Here is a 16,483-nt window from a genome sequence, read left to right on the forward strand (position 1 = left end):
CCCGGTCGGCGCGTCGCGGACCTCAAGCGGCGGTATTAGCCGAGGTGCCGGGCGAAGAACCGTAGCGTGCTGTCCAGCTCGAATGCCGGGACCTCTCCGTGCTTGCCGGGGTTGGCGTGCAAGGTCTTCTCGGCTGAGGCCAAGGCGTTGAACAGCGCCAAGCCTTGGGCTCGCGGCACCCGCTCATCGTCCCACTGCACCAGGAACTCCACCGGAATGGTGATCCGCGCGGCGGCCTCGGCCGATGCCAGCGCCCCGCCTAGGCCCAGCACCGCCGCGCGGACCCGGGGTTCGTCGGCAACGAACGGAACACCGAGTCCGCAACCCAACGACATCCCCCAATAGCCCACCGGACCGGCGCCGACGTGCTCGAAGCTCTGGACCGCGTCCAGGATCGTCCGCCATTCCGGGACGGTCTGGCGAGCTACGAGCGCCTGGAAACCAGCGATCAGCGGAGCCAGCTCCTCTCCGGCCTCCACGCGAGCCTGGTTCTCGGTCGCGATCCGGTCGTACTCCTCATCCTTGGGCCGGTCGCCATGTCCGGGTACGTCGACCGCCGCCACCGCGAAACCACACTCGGCCACGAAGCGTCGCGCACGGACCACGATGCCGGGGGCCTTCTTGTGCTGGCCGCCGCCGTGTCCCATCAGGATCAGGGGACGAGTACCGGCGGCACCTTCTGGCGTCCACAACACGCCGGGAATCTCACCGAAGGGTGAAGAGCTGTTCCGACACGCCGTCGAACGACGTTCCAGGGGTGAAGCGCACAGCGTTTCAAGCCTTTCGGGATGTCTTCTGCGGGCACTCCCTAGACCATGCGGGAGAGGGAGCCCCGACCTGCCATAGCGTTAATCGGTCTCACCTCTTGAGTTCACAGCGGCGCACGTCCACGCCGAACTTATCACAAGGGCTTCACCTGCGTCTGGGCAAGGACGTCGCCAGGGCGAACATTGCCTGACGCGGTACTGATCGCGCACTCAGGCCATCTAAGTTCCCGCCAGCGACAGACAGCCAGCCGGAAGACCAGCCCACTATCGATCTACGGCTAGTACTAACAGGCCAACGACACCAATGCGAGATCACAAGTTGACGGCGAAGTCTAGGAGGGTGACTTCGACGCATTGGTTGCCGACGCTGTCTGACCTGCTGCTCTTCCGCCAGTCTGCCGACGCTGCGTCCGTCTTCACGCGGTCATCTCCTTGATCGCCTCTTTGACGAGAGTAACCGATGCCGTCTCGTTGAGGGAGACATTGGTCATCTGCCGGAAGTCCGCATGGAAGCCGGCGATCTCGTCGGCATCGTGGAAGTACCGCTCACCGGCGCGGTTCTCGCAGAGCGCGACATCGGGATCCATGGAACTGGCGAAGCTGAGGATCACAAACGGATTGCCGACCGCCGGATAGAGGCCTGCCTGGAACGGAAGCAATCGCAGGCTTACGTTCGGCAACTCTGCCGCCTCGATCAGGCGATCCAGTTGGCCTCTCATCGTCTGCGGATCCCCGCCCAACCGCCGTAGGGCGGCCTCGTCGATGAGCGCATGGAGCTCAAGCGGGTTATCGCCGTACAACCGTTCTTGCCGCTTGAGTCGTGCGTCGACTCGTCGCTCCAACTCCTCTTCTGTGACCTCCCAACTCGACGTACGCACCATCGCGCGTACATAGTCCGGCGTCTGAAGCAGACCGGGAATGATGCTGGCCTGGTAGTTCCGTACGAGCGATGCCTCGGCTTCGAGTTGGACATACGGGCCGGGCAGGACATCACGGTAGGAGGACCACCAGCCACCGCGCTTCCGGGCGTTACGGCCGAGGTCGATGAGCCGGTCGCGGGTCTCGGCGTCGACCTTGTACAGCACCAGGAGCTGACGCAGGTCACTCATGCCGATCGAGCTCTGCGCGTTCTCGATCCGGACGATCTTGTAGGCGGAGGCGTCCAGGTACTCCGCGACCTGCTCCTGAGAGAGGCCGGTCTGCAGGCGGAGGGCGGGTTCTCGGCTGCCCTGGCCGCTGACACGCATTCGTTGTGAACGGCCGGGCTGGCCGGTCACGGCTCCACCCCCCAGGAGGGTTACGCTATGCACGCCGAGAACGACACCCGTCCTCCGTACGAGCAGCGGCAGTGGTTCTGCCGGCTGGACGAGGACCCCGCGGCCGTCGTCACGGCCCGCGCGCTGGTCGGCACCGTGCTGGCCGGCTGGGACGCCGAGCTGGTCGAAGACGCCGTCCTGGTCACCAGCGAACTGGTCACCAACGCTCTCGCCCACGGGGACGCCCCGGTCACCCTGGCCGTCACCGTACGCAAAGAGCCCGAGCCGACCGTCATCCTGGAGGTTGCCGACGCCTCCCCCGAACTGCCGGTGCAGGAGCTGCCCGGCGAGGTCGGTCACTTCGGCCTGTGGATCGCCGAGGAACTCGCCCGCGTCACCATCCACCCCACCACGACCGGCAAAACCGTACGCGCCGAGTTCGTCCTGTTCGACCAGCCAGCCGCCCGCTGACCGGGCCATCGGTAGGAGGCCTTGCCGGTGCCCGTGCTTTCGAGACACGGGTCGCTACAGCAGGTCCCTATGACGCAACCGGGCCAACGGACAGTCCCGGACAATGGCTGCTCACACGAACGAGATCGTTCAACGCGGGACTAGTGTGCTGCGCCTGAAATTCGTCGGCAAAATCGCGCTAGGGATTCGAGGATCTCTTCAGCGGACTTTGTCCATACGAACGGCCGGGGATGGGCGTTCCAGTCGGCGATCCAGTCGCGGATGTCGGCTTCCAGGGCTTGCACACTCTTGTGGGCGCCGCGGCGGATCTTCTGGTCGCTCAGGAAGCCGAACCAGCGTTCGACCTGGTTGATCCACGAGGATCCGGTCGGGGTGAAGTGCATATGGAAGCGGGGATGGCGGGCCGGCCACGCTTTGATCGCCGGCGTCTTGTGGGGTGCCGTAGTTGTCGCAGATCAGATGGATGTCCAGCTCGGCCGGAACGGTCTTGTCGATGGTGGCCAGGAACTTCTTGAACTCGGTGGCGCGGTGCTGGCGGTGCAGTTCGCCGATCACGGTTCCATCGGCGATGTCGAAGGCGGCGAACAAGGTCGTGATGCCATGGCGGGCGTAGTCATGGGTGCGGCGCCCGGGCATGCCCGGCATCATCGGCAGCACCGGCTGTGACCTGTCCAGGGCTTGGATCTGGGACTTTTCATCGGTGCATAGCACCACCGCCTTCTCGGGCGGGTCGTGGTAGAGACCGACGATGTCGACGACCTTTTCCACCAGCAGCGGGTCGGTGGACAGCTTGAAGGTGCCGGTCCGGTGCGGCTTGAGCCCGAAGTCCCGCCAGATCCGCCCGATCGTGGACTTACTCAGCCCACTGCGCTTGGCCATCGAGGTCCGCGACCAGTGCGTGGCATCGCCAGGTGTCTCCTCCAGCGTCGCCACCACCACCTCTTCCACCTGGTCAAGGGTGATCGACGGTGGCCGGCCCGGCCGGTTTTCGTCCATCAGGCCATCCAGCCGCAGCCGGGGCCTTGGGCCGCCCGTCCCGCGGCGCATCCAGCAAGACATCCAGCCCACCCCGGGCGAACGCCGCCCGCCACCTGCGCACCGTCGCCACCGAGACCCCCAGATCCCGCGCGACCTGCGCGTTACTAGCTCCAGGCTCGGCACACGCCAGCACGATCCTCGCCCGGATGGCCACCCTGGAGGACTCCACCGACACACCGACCAGCCGGGCACGCTCGGCCTCGGTCAGCTCGATCCCGACCGCAGACGGACCTGGAGACGACATACCAACAGGATGCAAACTTAGCCGACGAATTTCAGGCGCATCACACCAGTGCGGTGACCACATACGTTCGCCCGGCATGGCACCCCGGCCGGACCCTTCGCCGGGCCTGCCCCTCTCGCTCCGAGGCTGTCACCTGAGCAGGAATAAATCCCTGCTCAGGTGACAGCTTCGAAAACGAACCTACCCCTGGCGCGCATCGCCCGACCCGGCGAACGTTGATGGTCACCACACTAGGCGTCGTAGTCGAGGCCGACGCGCTCGGACAGCGGCGTCGACTGGCAGGTGAGCACGAACCCGGCGTCGACCTCCGCCTCCTCGAGGGCGAAGTTGCGCCGCATGTGGACCTTGCCGTCGGTGACCTTGGCCCGGCAGGTGCCGCAGACGCCGCCCTTGCAGGCGAACGGCAGGTCGGGCCGGACCCGCTGCATCGCGTCCAGCAGCGGCGTGTCACGCGGTACGGCGGCCGTCGTCGTGCGGCCGTCCAGGAGGATCGTCACCTCGCTGGTGGCCCCGTCGGGAGCGGCGTCCTCGTGGCGGACCGGCGTGGGCGGCACGTCGTCGACGAAGAACAGCTCCCGGTGCACCCGGCCCGCCGGGACGCCCGCCCGGTCGAGCACGGCCCGCAGGTCCTCGACCATCGCGTACGGCCCGCACAGCCACCAGTGCGCCACTTCCCGGACGGGGGGCAGCAGCGCGCCCAGCGCGGTGAACTTCGCCGCGTCCAGCCGTCCGGTGAACAGCTCGGTCTCCAGCGGCTCGCGGGACAGGACGTGGACGAGCTCGAGGCGCTCGAGGTGGCGGTCCTTCAGGTCGGCCAGCTCGTCGGCGAACATCACGGTGTCCGCGCGCCGGTTCGCGTACAGCAGGGTCGCGGTGACCGCGGGGTCGCGCAGGACGGTGGCGGCGATCGACAGGACGGGCGTGATGCCGGACCCCGCCGCGACGAAGACGTGGTGGCCCGCCGTGTCGTCGCCGGGGGTGAACCCGCCGGTGGGCGGCCCGACCTCGAGCTCGTCGCCGGGGCGGACCTCCCGTACGAGCCAGGAGGAGAACAGCCCGTCCGGGACCTCCCGGACCCCGATGCGAAGGGCGGCGCCCTCGGCCGCGCAGATGGAGTACGACCGTCGTTCCTGCCGGCCGCCGACCTCGCGGCGCAGCGTCAGCGACTGGCCGGCGCGGAAGGCGTACCCGTCGCCGAGCTCCGGCGGGACGTCGAACGTCACGGCCACCGCGTCGGCGCACAACCGCTCCACCGAGGCGACCCGCAGGCGGTGGAATCCTCCGCGCGTCCGCGCGGGCGCCGGTGTGCTGACGGTCACCTAGATCTCCTTGACGTGCTCGAACGGTTCGAGACAGGCACGGCACCGGCGTAGCGCCCGGCAGGCGGTCGCGCCGAACGCCGAGGTCTCCTCGGTGTCCGCGGACCCGCAGCGCGGGCACCGGACGGTGCGCACGGTCGGACCGAGGCGGAGCGGGATCGGCCCCTCCCCGTGGCGCGGGGCGGCGCCGGGCGGCGCGATGCCCGCCTCGGCGAGCCTGCGGCGGCCCGCCGCGCTGATCCAGTCGGTGCTCCACGGTGGGTGCAGGACGGTGCGCACCTCGACCTCCTCATGCCCCGCCGCCCGCAGGGCGCGGATCAGGTCGGCGCGCATGGCGTCCATCGCGGGACAGCCGGAGTAGGTCGGGGTGATGGTCACGACGACCCGGCCGTCCTCCTCCGCGACGTCGCGCAGCACCCCGAGGTCGGCGAGCGTGAGCATGGGCAGCTCCGGGTCGGTGACCGTCTCGGCCACCGCCCGCGCGTCCGTGGTCGCGGTCACCACGTCGCCTCCGGGTGCGCGCGGGCCACGCTCTGCAACTCGGCGAGCAGCGGCGCGAGGGCCTCGGTGTGCGAGCCCCGCCGCCCGCCCGGGGCCGGCGGCACGTCGGGGCGGCGCAGGGTCGCCGCCTTGAGGACCTGGTCGAGGACGGCGTCGAACTCCGCGCGCAGGGCGGCCGGGTCCACCCCGACGCCCGAGCGGGCCAGGCGCTCCTCGACCTCGTGCGGCGCGAAGAGCTCCTCGACCAGCGGCCAGACCCGGTCGAGGGCGGCCTGCGTCCGCCGGTGCGACTCGTCGGTGCCGTCGCCGAGCCGCACCGCCCACTGGGCGGCGTGATCGCGGTGGTAGGCGACCTCCTTGACGCCCTTGGCGGCGATCGCGGCGAGGACCGGGTCGCGGGAGGGGATCAGGCGCTGCAGCAGGGCGAGCCGCCAGGTGGCGAACACCAGCAGCCGGGCGACCAGGTCGCCGAAGTCGCCGCGCGGAGGCTCGACGAGCCGTACGTTGCCGAAATCCTCCGGCGCGCGGAAGTAGGCGTAGTCGTCCTCGCCACGGCCGGTGCCGTCGGCGTGGCCCGCGCGGGCGTAGAGCAGGCGCGTCTGGCCGAGCAGGTCGAGCCCGATGTTGGCCAGCGCGACCTCCTCCTCGAGGTCCGGCGCGTTCGTGCACCACTCCTGCAGCCGGTGCGACATGATCAGGGCGTCGTCGCCGAGCATCAGGCAGTACGCGGCCAGGTCGGCGCGGTCCACGTCCGGCGGGACGGTGGTGTCGACCCCGGCCAGGGGGTCGGCGAAGCCGGTGCCGAACGCCCACCGGGCGTCGCCGTCCCCGGTCAGGGCCTCGTAGACGTTGTCGAAGGACATGGCGCTCCGATCACATGTGCGGCACGTCGTCGGGGATGTCGTAGAAGGTCGGGTGCCGATAGACCTTGTCCGCCGACGGCGCGAAGAACGGGTCCTTCTCGTCCGGGCTGGAGGCCGCGATGTGCGACGCCTTCACGACCCAGATGCTCACGCCCTCGTTGCGGCGGGTGTACAGGTCCCGCGCGTTGCGCAGCGCCATCTCGTCGTCGGGCGCGTGCAGCGAGCCGACGTGCACGTGGTTCAGCCCGCGCTTCCCCCGCACGAACACCTCGTACAGATCGTTCATGAGTCCCTCCGTTTCGCGGCGTGGGCGGCGGCGGCCTCGCGCACCCACGCGCCGTCCTCGTGGGCGCGGCGGCGCCGCTCGACGCGCTCGGCGTTGCACGGGCCGTCGCCGCGCAGCACCCGCTTGAACTCGTCCCAGTCGATCGGGCCGAAGTCGTGGTGGCCGCGCTCGGCGTTCCACGCGAGGTCGGGGTCGGGGAGCGTGACGCCCAGCGCGTCGGCCTGCGGCACCGTCATGTCGACGAACCGCTGGCGCAGCTCGTCGTTGGTGTGCCGCTTGACCTTCCAGGCCATCGACTGCGCGGTGTTCGGCGAGTCCGCGTCGGGCGGCCCGAACATCATCAGGCTCGGCCACCACCAGCGGTCCACCGCGTCCTGCACCATGGCCCGCTGCGCGTCGGTGCCGCGCATCATCGTCATCAGCAGCTCATAGCCCTGCCGCTGGTGGAACGACTCCTCCTTGCAGATGCGGATCATCGCCCGGGCGTACGGGCCGTACGAGCTGCGGCACAGCGGCACCTGGTTGCAGATCGCGGCCCCGTCGACGAGCCAGCCGATCACCCCGACGTCGGCGTACGTCAGCGTCGGGTAGTTGAAGATCGAGGAGTACTTCTGCCGCCGTTCGATCAGCCGGGTCGTCAGGTCGGCCCGGTCGACGCCCAGCGTCTCGGCGGCGGAGTAGAGGTACAGGCCGTGGCCCGCCTCGTCCTGCACCTTGGCCAGGAGGATCGCCTTGCGCCGCAGCGAGGGCGCGCGGGTGATCCAGTCGCCCTCCGGTTGCATGCCGATGATCTCCGAGTGCGCGTGCTGCGCGATCTGGCGGATCATCGTGGCGCGGTAGGCGTCCGGCATCCAGTCGCGCGGCTCGATCCGCTGGTCCCGCTCGATCGTGTGCTCGAAGTGCCGCTCCAGGCCCTCCTCGGCGACGGCCGTCATGAGACCTCCTTCGCGACCAGGGTGAGCACGTCGTACTTGGCCACCGACTCCCCGGTCTGGTTGGTCACGTCGGCGTCCCAGCGCACCTCGCCGTAGTCGGCGTTCGCGCGCGGCGTGATCTGCTTGGCGGTCAGCGTCACGGTCAGCTCGTCGCCGGGCTTCACCGGGGTGAGGAACCGGAGGTTCTCCAGGCCGTAGTTGGCCAGGACGGGCCCGGGCTCCGGGGAGACGAACAGCCCGGCGGCCAGCGACACGACCAGGTAGCCGTGGGCGACGATCCCGCCGAACAGCGGGTTCGCCCGGGCCGCCTCCTCGTCGGTGTGCGCGTAGAACGTGTCGCCGGTGAACTCGGCGAAGTGGTCGATGTCCTCGAGCGTGACCGCGCGGGGCCCGGCGGTCACCGCGTCGCCGACCCGCAGCTCCGCGAGGGACTTGCGGAACGGGTGCACGCCCTCGCCCGTGCCGGACACGTGCGTACGCCTCGGGGCGCCCGCGACCCAGCGGCCGGTCACCGCGCTCAGCGTCTTCGGGTCGCCCTGGACGGCGGTGCGCTGCATGTGGTGCAGTACGCCGCGCAGGCCGCCCATCTCCTCGCCGCCGCCCGCGCGGCCCGGCCCGCCGTGCACGAGGCCGGGCAGCGGCGAGCCGTGCCCGGTGGACTCCTTCGCGTCGTCCCGGTCGAGGACGAGCAGCCGGCCGTGCCACGGCGCGAGGCCGAGCACGATCCGCCGGGCGAAGTCGGTGTCGGCGGTGACGACGGACCCGGCGAGGCTGCCCCGGCCGCGCGCGGCCAGCTCGATCGCCTGCTCGGCCGAGTCGTACGGCAGCAGTGTCGACACCGGTCCGAACGCCTCCACCTCGTGCGGCTCGGCGCGGTCGGGGTCGTCGCAGCGCAGCAGCATCGGGGAGACGAAGGCGCCCCGGTCGGCGTCGGCGCCGACCACGTCGACGTGGTCGGGGTCGCCGAAGACCAGGTGAGCGGCGCCGCGCAGCGCCTTGACCGCCCGGCGGACCTCCTCCCGCTGGTCGAGGCTGGCGAGGGCCCCCATCCGTACGTCCTCGCGGGACGGGTCGCCGACGGTGACCTTGGCCAGCCGCTCGGACACCGCCGCCGCGACGTCGTCCATCAGCTCGGCCGGGACGAGGGCCCGCCGGATCGCGGTGCACTTCTGCCCCGCCTTCACCGTCATCTCGGTGACGAGCTGCTTGACGTACAGGTCGAACTCCGGCGTGCCGGGCCGGGCGTCCGGCCCGAGGATCGAGCAGTTCAGCGAGTCGGCCTCGGCGGTGAACCGCGCCGCCTCGGCGACGATCGCCGGGTGTGCGCGGAGCTTGCGCGCGGTGGCGGCCGAGCCGGTGAACGCGACCAGGTCCTGGCCGGTCACGTGGTCGAGCAGGTCACCGGGCGGGCCGCAGACGAGCTGTACGGCGCCGTCCGGCAGCAGCCCGGAGTCGACGATCAGCCGGACCAGCCGCTCGGTGAGGTACGCGGTCTGCTCCGCCGGCTTGATCAGGCTCGGCATCCCGGCCAGGAACGCCGGGGCGAGCTTCTCCAGCGGCCCCCACACAGGGAAGTTGAACGCGTTGATCTGGACGGCGACGCCGCGCAGCGGGGTGCAGACGTGCTGCCCGACGAACGTGCCGCCCTTGCCCAGCGGCTCGACGGGCCCATCGACGTAGACCGTGTCGTTCGGCAGGTCGCGGCGGCCCCGGCTCGCGTACGCGAACAGCACGCCGATGCCGCCGTCCACGTCGAAGCGCGAGTCGTTCAGCGTGGCGCCGGTCCGGGCCGACAGCGCGTAGAGCTCCTCGCGGTGCTCGCGCAGGTGTGAGGCGAGCGCCTTCAGCAGGGCCGCGCGCTGGTGGAAGGTGAGCTCGCGCAGCGCGGGCCCGCCGACGCGGCGGCCGTGGTCCAGGGCGGCGGCCAGGTCGATCCCCGCCGTGGAGACGCGGGCGATCTGCTCGCCGGTCGCCGCGTCGTGCAGCGGGATGCCCTCGCCCGTCGGCGCCTGCCACCGGCCGCCGACGTAGCTGTGCAGTGCGGTCATGGAGCCGGCCTCCAGATCGATTTACTGACCGAACGGTAGGTAATTCATGCTACCGTTCTCCCATGGCGGAGGGAAGGGGGCGGCCGGGTGGCCGCTCGGCCGCGTCGTCCGGAGCGCGGCAGACCCGGCGCGGTCGGCCCGGCTACGACCGGGAGTCCCTGCTGCGGGTCGCGGTCGGCCTGTTCAACGAGCGTGGCTTCGACGGCACGAGCATGGACGACCTCGCCCGCGAGCTCGGCGTCACCAAGGCCGCGATCTACCATCACGTCCCGAGCAAGCAGGAGCTGCTGCGGCTGGCCACAGGCCGCGCCCTCGACGGGCTGTTCGCGCTGGTCGACGAGCTCGACTCCGTGCCCGGGCGGGCCGTCGACCGCCTCGAGCACCTCGTCCGGGGCAGTGTGACGGTCCTGGTCGAGCGGCTGCCGTTCGTCACGCTGCTGCTGCGGGTGCGCGGCAACACCCAGGTCGAGCGGGACGCGCTGGAGCGGCGGCGGGAGTTCGACCGCATCGTCGCCGGGCTCGTCGCCGACGCCGTCGCCGACGGCGACCTGCGGAGCGACGTCGACCCGGCCACCACCGCCCGCCTGCTCTTCGGCCTGGTCAACTCGCTGATCGAGTGGTACCGCCCGCACGGCCACATCGGCGGCCCCGAGCTCGCGGACGCCGTCGCGAAGGTCGCCTTCGACGGCCTCCGCACCCGCACCTCCTGATGCCTCTCCGCGGATGGGGGCTTACTAGGATGCCGGGATGCGGCCGATCCGGGCGGTGTTCTTCGACCTCGACGCGACGCTCGTCGACTACGACCGGGCCGCGTGGCACGCGACCGTACGCCGGGTGTGCGCGGCGCTGACGGCGGATGCCCCGCACATCCATCCTGATCGCGTCTTCGACGCGTACACCGGCGCCTACGCCGCCCATCTGGGAGGGGCCGAGGGCATCATCGCGCGCTCGGCCGGCGGATCTGCTGAGGCCCGCGCCATCTGGGGAGAACTCTGGCAGCGAGCGCTCTCGGCGTGCGGGTACGAGAGCGAGAGCCTCGCCGGACGCGCGCTCGACCTCTATACGCGCGATCGACGCGGCAGCTATCGGCTGTTCGACGACGTCGCGGAGGTGCTCGTCGCTCTCCGAGAGCGCGTCGACGTCCTGGCCGTCGTCACGAACGGCCCTGGTGACGCGCAGCGGGACAAGATGGCGGCGACGGGACTCGACCGACGCTTCGACGAGATCGTCGTGTCCGCCGAGGTCGGGGCCGCCAAGCCGGAGAAGGCGATCTTCGACCTGGCCATCCGTCGGTTGGGCGTCGAACCGGAATCGGTGTGGCACGTCGGGGACAGCCTCACCACCGATGTCCTTGGCGCCCAGAATGCCCGGTTGGGCGCTGACGTCTGGCTCAATCGGGGCGGTGTGACGCGCCGGCCCGGGGATCCGGCTCCGACCCATGAGATCGCGACACTGCGCGAGGTGCCGGGGCTGATGGATCGGGCGGCGGGGGAGTGATCAGCCGGCGATCGGCGTTCGCAGCGTTTCGCGGTGGGCTCGTGCGATGGCGACCACGCGGTCGAGGGCGTCGCGGGTGCGGATGAGCTCGGTGATGTGCTGCGACAGCCGCTCGCGTTCCTGGGCCATCCGCTCCAGCGCGGCGTCGGAGTGCTCCTCGCTGGGTGCGTCGACGCAGGGCAGCAGTTCGGTGATGGTGCGGCTGGACAGGCCCGCGGCGTACAGCCGCTGGATGAATGCCACCCGCTCGACGTCGTCCTCCGTGTAGTGCCGTTGCCCGCTGGCGCTGCGGACGCTGGTGAGCAGGCCCTGCTCCTCGTAGTAGCGCAGGGATCGGACGCTGACGCCGGTCCGTGCGGCGAGTTCTCCGATGCGCATCGTCATCCCTCCGTCTGTGAACTACGCCACAGCGCTTGCCTCTGACGTCAATGTCAGGTTTTAGCGTACCGCTGTGTCCGAGATCCGGGCACGGCGGAACGGAGGAGACCTGACATGACCCCCCTTTTCAGCAGCTACCGGCTCGGTGACCTGACGCTGCCGAACCGGATCGTGATGGCGCCGATGACCCGGGTCCGGGCCGCGGCCGGTGGTCTGGCGACGCCGTCGATGGCGACGTACTACGCCCAGCGGGCGACGGCCGGGCTGATCGTCAGCGAGGGGGTGCAGCCGAGCCTGATCGGGCAGTCCAATCCCGGCACGCCGGGACTGCACACCGATGAGCAGGTCGCCTCCTGGCGGCCCGTGACCGGCGCCGTCCACGCCAACGGGGGACGGATCTTCGCCCAGATCATGCACGGCGGCCGGGTCTCGCACCCCGAAACGACGGGTTCCCAGCCGGTCGGTCCCTCGGCCGTCCCCGCCGTCGGCGATGTGTTCACCCCGAACGGGCCGCAGCCGGCGCCGACGCCGCGCGCCCTGGAGACCGCCGAGGTTCCCGAGCACGCCCGGTCGTACGCCGAGGCGGCCCGCCGGGCCGTCGACGCCGGGTTCGACGGCGTCGAGCTACACGGCGCCAACGGCTATCTGATCTCCCAGTTCCTCTCGTCCAACGCGAACCTGCGCACGGACCGTTACGGCGGCTCGGTCGCGAACCGCATCCGGTTCGCCGTCGAGGCGGTGGCAGCGACCGTCGAGGCCGTCGGCCCGGCCCGGACCGGCATCCGTCTCTCCCCGGGCGGAACGTTCTGGGGAGTCGCGGAGAACGACGTTCCCGAGCTCTACGCCGCGCTGCTGGCCGAGTTGACGCGCCTGGAGATCGCCTACATCCACATCGAGGCCACCACCGACGAGGACGTGCTGGTCGGCCTGCGCCGCGCCTGGCCGGGCACCCTGGTCATGAACCCGGTCCTGCCGATGGGGCCGAAGCAGACGAGCCGGGAGGACGCCGACCACTGGCTCGGGCTCGGGGCCGAGCTGATCAGCTTCGGCCGCGCCTTCATCGCCAACCCCGACCTGGTCGAGCGGCTGCGCCTCGGAGTGCCGATCGCCCCCGTCGACGAGGCCACGGCCTATCAGGGCGGCGACGCCGGCTACCTGACCTACCCGGCCTACCAGCACACGGCCTGACGCCCTCTCGGTCAGGGGCGGTAGCGGAGGCCGTCGACCAGGAGGTCGAGCGAGCCGCGGGCCCGGTCGCGCCGGTCCGGCTCGCCGGCGGCGAGGGACACCCCGCTGAGGCTGGTGAGGACGGCCATCGGGTCGGCGTCCGAGCGCAGGGTGCCCGTGGCGGCGCCTGCCTGGAGCAGGGTCTCGATCGCCGTCACCAGCCGGGCGCGGCTCTCCGCGAACGGGTTCCCGCCCGAGGCGATGACGGCGCGCAGCGCCTCGCCCATGTGCTGCTTGGCCGCCATGTACTCGATGAAGCGGTCCATCCAGGCGCGGGCCGCCTCATCGGGCGGCAGGGTGCGCAGGAGCTCCGGCGCGGCGTCGCACAGGCGCGCGAGCTCGTTGCGGTAGGCCGCCTCGACCAGCGCCTCGCGGGTCGGGAAGTGGCGGTAGAGCGTCCCGATGCCGACGCCCGCGTCCTTGGCGATCGCGTCGAGCGTGGCGTCCGGGCCCTCCTGCGCGAACGCCCGGACGGCGGCCTCGAGCAGCCGTTCTCGGTTGCGCCGGGCGTCGGCGCGAAGGGGACGGGGCCCGGTGGCCGGCACGGTGCCTCCTCGTCGATCGGTGACCAGCCGACTGTCGGTCTTCGGCGGGCGATTTGCAAACCGGAGGATCCTCCGATTAATCTCCCATTAGCGGAGGATCCTCCGGTTTCAGCCTATCCGGATCCCTCCGCCATTGAGGAGAACGGAATTACCATGACCAGCAGTGCCCGCATCACCACGCCGTTCACCGCCGAGTCCACGGCCGCCGAGGTCGTGGCGGGCATCGACCTGACCGGCCGCCGCGCCATCGTGACCGGTGGCGCCTCCGGCATCGGCGTCGAGACCGCCCGAGCGCTCGCCGGCGCCGGGGCGGAGGTGACTCTGGCCGTACGGAACGAAGAGGCGGGACGGCGCACCGCCGACGACATCATCGGGACGACCGGCAACAAGCAGGTTCTCGTCGCCCCGCTGGACCTCGCCGACCGGGCGTCCGTCGCGGCGTTCGTCGCCGCGTGGGACGGCCCGCTGCACATCCTCGTCAACAACGCCGGCGTCATGGCCTCGCCCGAGATGCGCACGCCGGAGGGCTGGGAGCTGCAGTTCGCGACGAACCACCTCGGCCACTTCGCGCTGGCCACCGGGCTGCACGGAGCGCTCGCCGCGGCGGGCGGGGCCCGGGTCGTGTCGGTCAGCTCCCGCGCGCACCTGAACTCGCCGGTGGTGTTCGAGGACATCCACTTCCGCGAGCGCCCCTACGATCCGTGGCTCGCCTACGGGCAGTCCAAGACCGCCAACGTCCTGTTCGCCGTCGAGGCGGCGAAGCGGTGGCCCGGCGACGGCATCACCGTCAACGCCGTCATGCCCGGCGCGATCCGCAGCAACCTGCAGCGCTACCTTACGGACGAGGAGCTCGAGCGGATGCTGGCCCGGATGGGCGGCGACGGCCCCTCCTGGAAGACGCCCGAGCAGGGTGCCGCCACCTCCGTACTGGTCGCCACGTCACCGCTGCTCGACGGGGTCGGCGGCCGTTACTTCGAGGACTGCCAGGAGGCGGAGCCGAGCGTGCCCGGCATCCGCCGGGGCGTCGCGGCGTACGCCGTCGCCCCCGAGGCCGCCGAGCGGCTGTGGCAGGTGTCCGTCGACACCCTGGCCTGACACGGCGTATCGGCCACCCGGGCGTGTGGCCCCTTCCGCCGTCAGGTAGGTATGGGCACATGACCGATTCAGTGGTGCGGGACACCGCATCGAAGTCCGGGCCGGGCGCGTCCGAGCACCGGTCCGGGCTGTTGGCCTTGATGCTGGGTGCCCTCGGGGTCGTCTACGGCGACATCGGCACGAGCCCGTTGTACTCCCTTCAGACGGTGTTCCGCATCGACAACGGGGCGGTCCGCCCGACGAGCGGCGACGTCTACGGCGTGATCTCCATGGTGTTCTGGTCGGTCACGCTGATCGTGTCGGTGAAGTACGTGATCTTCATCCTGCGCGCCGACAACGAGGGCGAAGGCGGAGTGATGGCGCTGGCCGCCCTGGTGCGCCGGGTGCTGGGCGGCGTGCGCGGCAAGGCCGTGGTCGCGATGGCCCTCGGCGTGTTCGGCGCCTCGCTGTTCTACGGCGACAGCGTGATCACCCCGGCGGTCTCGGTGCTGTCGGCGGTGGAGGGCCTCAAGGTCTCCACGCCCGCCGTCTCCCACCTCATCCTGCCGATCGCGGCGGCGATCCTCACCCTGCTCTTCCTCGCGCAACGCTGGGGCACGCACCGCGTCGGCAAGCTGTTCGGGCCGGTCATGGTGGTCTGGTTCGCGGCGATCGCCCTCGCGGGTCTCGCGGAGGTGCTGCGGAAGCCGCGCATCGTGCTCGGGCTGTCGCCGACGTACGCCGGCGCCTTCGTGCTGGACCACCCCTACATCGCGTTCATCGCGATGGGCGCGGTCGTCCTGGCGATCACCGGCGCCGAGGCGCTGTACGCCGACATGGGGCACTTCGGCCGCCGGCCCATCCGGCGCGCCTGGTTCGGCGTGGTGTTCCCGGCCCTCACGCTCAACTACCTGGGCCAGGGCGCGCTGATCCTGCGCGACCCCAAGAGCGTCGCCAACCCGTTCTTCCTGCTGCTGCCGGGCTGGGCGCGGCTGCCCATGGTGATCCTCGCGACCGCGGCCACGGTGATCGCCTCCCAGGCGGTGATCACCGGGGCCTTCTCGGTCTCCCGGCAGGCCGTACGGCTCGGTTTCCTGCCGTACCTGCGGATCCGGCACACCTCGCCACGGGAGATCGGGCAGGTGTACGTCCCCGCGGTCAACTGGATCCTGTTCATCGGCGTGCTGGCGCTGATGTTCGGCTTCAAGTCCTCCGAGCACCTGGCGACGGCGTACGGCGTGGCGGTCACCGGGACCCTCATCATCACGACGATCCTGTTCCTGGTCATCGCGCGGGCGCAGTGGCGGTGGCCGGTGTGGCGGCTCGTGCTGATCGGCGTCGTGATCGGCGGCGCCGAGATCACCTACTTCGCGGCCAACCTGACGAAGGTCACGCACGGCGGCTGGCTGCCGCTGCTGATCGCGGTCTCCGTGTTCACCGTGATGAAGACATGGGAGCGGGGCCGGGAGATCGTCACGGTTCGCCGGAACGAGAAGGAGGGCGCGCTGGCCGACCTCGTGCGGAAGCTGCGCTCGATGAAGGTGCCGCGGGTGCCGGGCACCGCGGTGTTCCCCCACCCGGGGAAGGAGACCACCCCGCTGGCGCTGCGGGCCAACCTGGACCACAACCACGTCCTGCACGAGCACGTCGTGATCGTCTCGGTGACGTACGACACCATCCCGCACGTTCCCCAGGACCAGCGGATCGCCGTCGACGACCTGGGCTACCGGGACGACGGGATCGTGCACGTCACGATCAAGTACGGCTTCCAGGACGACCAGGACCTCCCGGCGGCCCTGCGGCTCGCCGCGTCGCAGGCGAAGGGCGAGGACGGCGAACTGCTCGACATCGACCCCGACCACGCCTCGTACTTCCTGTCGCGTGGCACCCTGCGCCTCACCCGGGAGCCCGGCATGAGCCGCTGGCGCAAGCGGCTGTTCCTCACCCTGGCCAACAACGCCGCGAGCCCCGCCGAGTACTTCCGCCTGCCGGAGGGGCGCACCGTCGTCATGGGCACCCAGGTGGACGTCTGAT

The 16,483-nt window shown here is 70.8% G+C and carries 17 protein-coding genes and 1 pseudogene; 6 read left to right on the top strand and 12 right to left on the bottom strand.

The window, feature by feature from the left end; all coding sequences use genetic code 11:
• Window positions 1–35 precede the first annotated feature (35 nt).
• The 3 genes from AB0L00_RS20550 to AB0L00_RS20560 form a co-directional block, all read right to left on the bottom strand.
• Entirely contained in the window at window positions 36–647 is a 612-nt protein-coding gene (locus tag AB0L00_RS20550; protein WP_364436297.1) for an alpha/beta hydrolase, read from the bottom strand.
• A gap of 432 nt (window positions 648–1,079) precedes the next feature.
• Window positions 1,080–1,187, bottom strand: a complete 108-nt coding sequence (locus tag AB0L00_RS20555; RefSeq protein WP_364436299.1) for a DUF397 domain-containing protein — start codon at window positions 1,185–1,187, stop codon at window positions 1,080–1,082.
• On the bottom strand, window positions 1,184–2,044 hold the full coding sequence (locus AB0L00_RS20560) for a helix-turn-helix transcriptional regulator (RefSeq protein ID WP_364436301.1): 861 nt from the start codon (window positions 2,042–2,044) through the stop codon (window positions 1,184–1,186). The genes AB0L00_RS20555 and AB0L00_RS20560 overlap by 4 nt, the downstream gene beginning before the upstream one ends.
• A 27-nt stretch (window positions 2,045–2,071) precedes the next feature.
• Between AB0L00_RS20560 and AB0L00_RS20565 the strand changes: the two genes are divergently transcribed.
• The gene (locus AB0L00_RS20565) at window positions 2,072–2,494 is read left to right on the top strand and encodes an ATP-binding protein (RefSeq protein ID WP_364436304.1); all 423 of its coding nucleotides are present in this window, start codon (window positions 2,072–2,074) and stop codon (window positions 2,492–2,494) included.
• Between the two features lie 140 nt (window positions 2,495–2,634).
• Here AB0L00_RS20565 and AB0L00_RS20570 read toward each other — a convergent pair.
• The 7 genes and pseudogenes from AB0L00_RS20570 to paaZ all read right to left on the bottom strand — a co-directional run bounded on the left by AB0L00_RS20570 (window position 2,635) and on the right by paaZ (window position 9,728).
• A pseudogene (locus AB0L00_RS20570) lies at window positions 2,635–3,776 on the bottom strand (IS630 family transposase).
• A 230-nt stretch (window positions 3,777–4,006) separates the two neighbouring features.
• Window positions 4,007–5,095 carry a 1,2-phenylacetyl-CoA epoxidase subunit PaaE gene (paaE, locus tag AB0L00_RS20575; protein WP_364436306.1) on the bottom strand — a complete coding sequence of 363 codons (1,089 nt, stop codon included), beginning with the start codon at window positions 5,093–5,095 and terminating at the stop codon, window positions 4,007–4,009.
• Window positions 5,096–5,596, bottom strand: a complete 501-nt coding sequence (paaD, locus tag AB0L00_RS20580) for a 1,2-phenylacetyl-CoA epoxidase subunit PaaD (RefSeq protein WP_364436308.1) — start codon at window positions 5,594–5,596, stop codon at window positions 5,096–5,098.
• Window positions 5,593–6,459, bottom strand: coding sequence for a 1,2-phenylacetyl-CoA epoxidase subunit PaaC (gene paaC, locus AB0L00_RS20585; RefSeq protein WP_364436311.1), 867 nt, complete (start codon window positions 6,457–6,459; stop codon window positions 5,593–5,595). The genes paaD and paaC overlap by 4 nt, the downstream gene beginning before the upstream one ends.
• Before the next feature lie 10 nt (window positions 6,460–6,469).
• Complete coding sequence (gene paaB, locus AB0L00_RS20590) at window positions 6,470–6,745, bottom strand: 1,2-phenylacetyl-CoA epoxidase subunit PaaB (protein ID WP_345350051.1); 276 nt, start codon at window positions 6,743–6,745, stop codon at window positions 6,470–6,472.
• On the bottom strand, window positions 6,742–7,680 hold the full coding sequence (paaA, locus tag AB0L00_RS20595; RefSeq protein WP_364436315.1) for a 1,2-phenylacetyl-CoA epoxidase subunit PaaA: 939 nt from the start codon (window positions 7,678–7,680) through the stop codon (window positions 6,742–6,744). The genes paaB and paaA overlap by 4 nt, the downstream gene beginning before the upstream one ends.
• The gene (gene paaZ / locus AB0L00_RS20600) at window positions 7,677–9,728 is read right to left on the bottom strand and encodes a phenylacetic acid degradation bifunctional protein PaaZ (RefSeq protein WP_364436317.1); all 2,052 of its coding nucleotides are present in this window, start codon (window positions 9,726–9,728) and stop codon (window positions 7,677–7,679) included. The genes paaA and paaZ overlap by 4 nt, the downstream gene beginning before the upstream one ends.
• Before the next feature lie 62 nt (window positions 9,729–9,790).
• Between paaZ and AB0L00_RS20605 the strand changes: the two genes are divergently transcribed.
• A complete protein-coding gene (locus AB0L00_RS20605) occupies window positions 9,791–10,438 on the top strand; it encodes a TetR/AcrR family transcriptional regulator (protein ID WP_364436319.1) in 648 nt (215 codons plus the stop codon).
• Window positions 10,439–10,475: 37 nt separating this feature from the next.
• The gene (locus tag AB0L00_RS20610; RefSeq protein WP_364436322.1) at window positions 10,476–11,225 is read left to right on the top strand and encodes an HAD family hydrolase; all 750 of its coding nucleotides are present in this window, start codon (window positions 10,476–10,478) and stop codon (window positions 11,223–11,225) included.
• Here the strand turns inward: AB0L00_RS20610 and AB0L00_RS20615 are convergent, their stop codons facing one another.
• The gene (locus AB0L00_RS20615; protein WP_364436325.1) at window positions 11,226–11,603 is read right to left on the bottom strand and encodes a MerR family transcriptional regulator; all 378 of its coding nucleotides are present in this window, start codon (window positions 11,601–11,603) and stop codon (window positions 11,226–11,228) included.
• A 114-nt stretch (window positions 11,604–11,717) separates the two neighbouring features.
• On the opposite strand from AB0L00_RS20615, the gene AB0L00_RS20620 reads away from it, so the two are divergent.
• Window positions 11,718–12,791 (top strand): alkene reductase, encoded by a 1,074-nt coding sequence (locus AB0L00_RS20620; RefSeq protein ID WP_364436328.1) that lies wholly within the window; start codon window positions 11,718–11,720, stop codon window positions 12,789–12,791.
• Window positions 12,792–12,802: 11 nt separating this feature from the next.
• On the opposite strand, the gene AB0L00_RS20625 is transcribed toward AB0L00_RS20620, so the two are convergent.
• Window positions 12,803–13,375 carry a helix-turn-helix domain-containing protein gene (locus AB0L00_RS20625; RefSeq protein ID WP_364436331.1) on the bottom strand — a complete coding sequence of 191 codons (573 nt, stop codon included), beginning with the start codon at window positions 13,373–13,375 and terminating at the stop codon, window positions 12,803–12,805.
• Window positions 13,376–13,528: 153 nt separating this feature from the next.
• On the opposite strand from AB0L00_RS20625, the gene AB0L00_RS20630 reads away from it, so the two are divergent.
• On the top strand, window positions 13,529–14,470 hold the full coding sequence (locus AB0L00_RS20630; protein WP_364436333.1) for an SDR family NAD(P)-dependent oxidoreductase: 942 nt from the start codon (window positions 13,529–13,531) through the stop codon (window positions 14,468–14,470).
• Window positions 14,471–14,529: 59 nt separating this feature from the next.
• Window positions 14,530–16,482, top strand: a complete 1,953-nt coding sequence (locus AB0L00_RS20635) for a potassium transporter Kup (RefSeq protein WP_364436335.1) — start codon at window positions 14,530–14,532, stop codon at window positions 16,480–16,482.
• Window position 16,483 lies beyond the last annotated feature (1 nt).

This window comes from Actinoallomurus sp. NPDC052308, from assembly GCF_040679195.1.
Taxonomy (GTDB): Bacteria; Actinomycetota; Actinomycetes; order Streptosporangiales; family Streptosporangiaceae; genus Actinoallomurus; species Actinoallomurus liliacearum.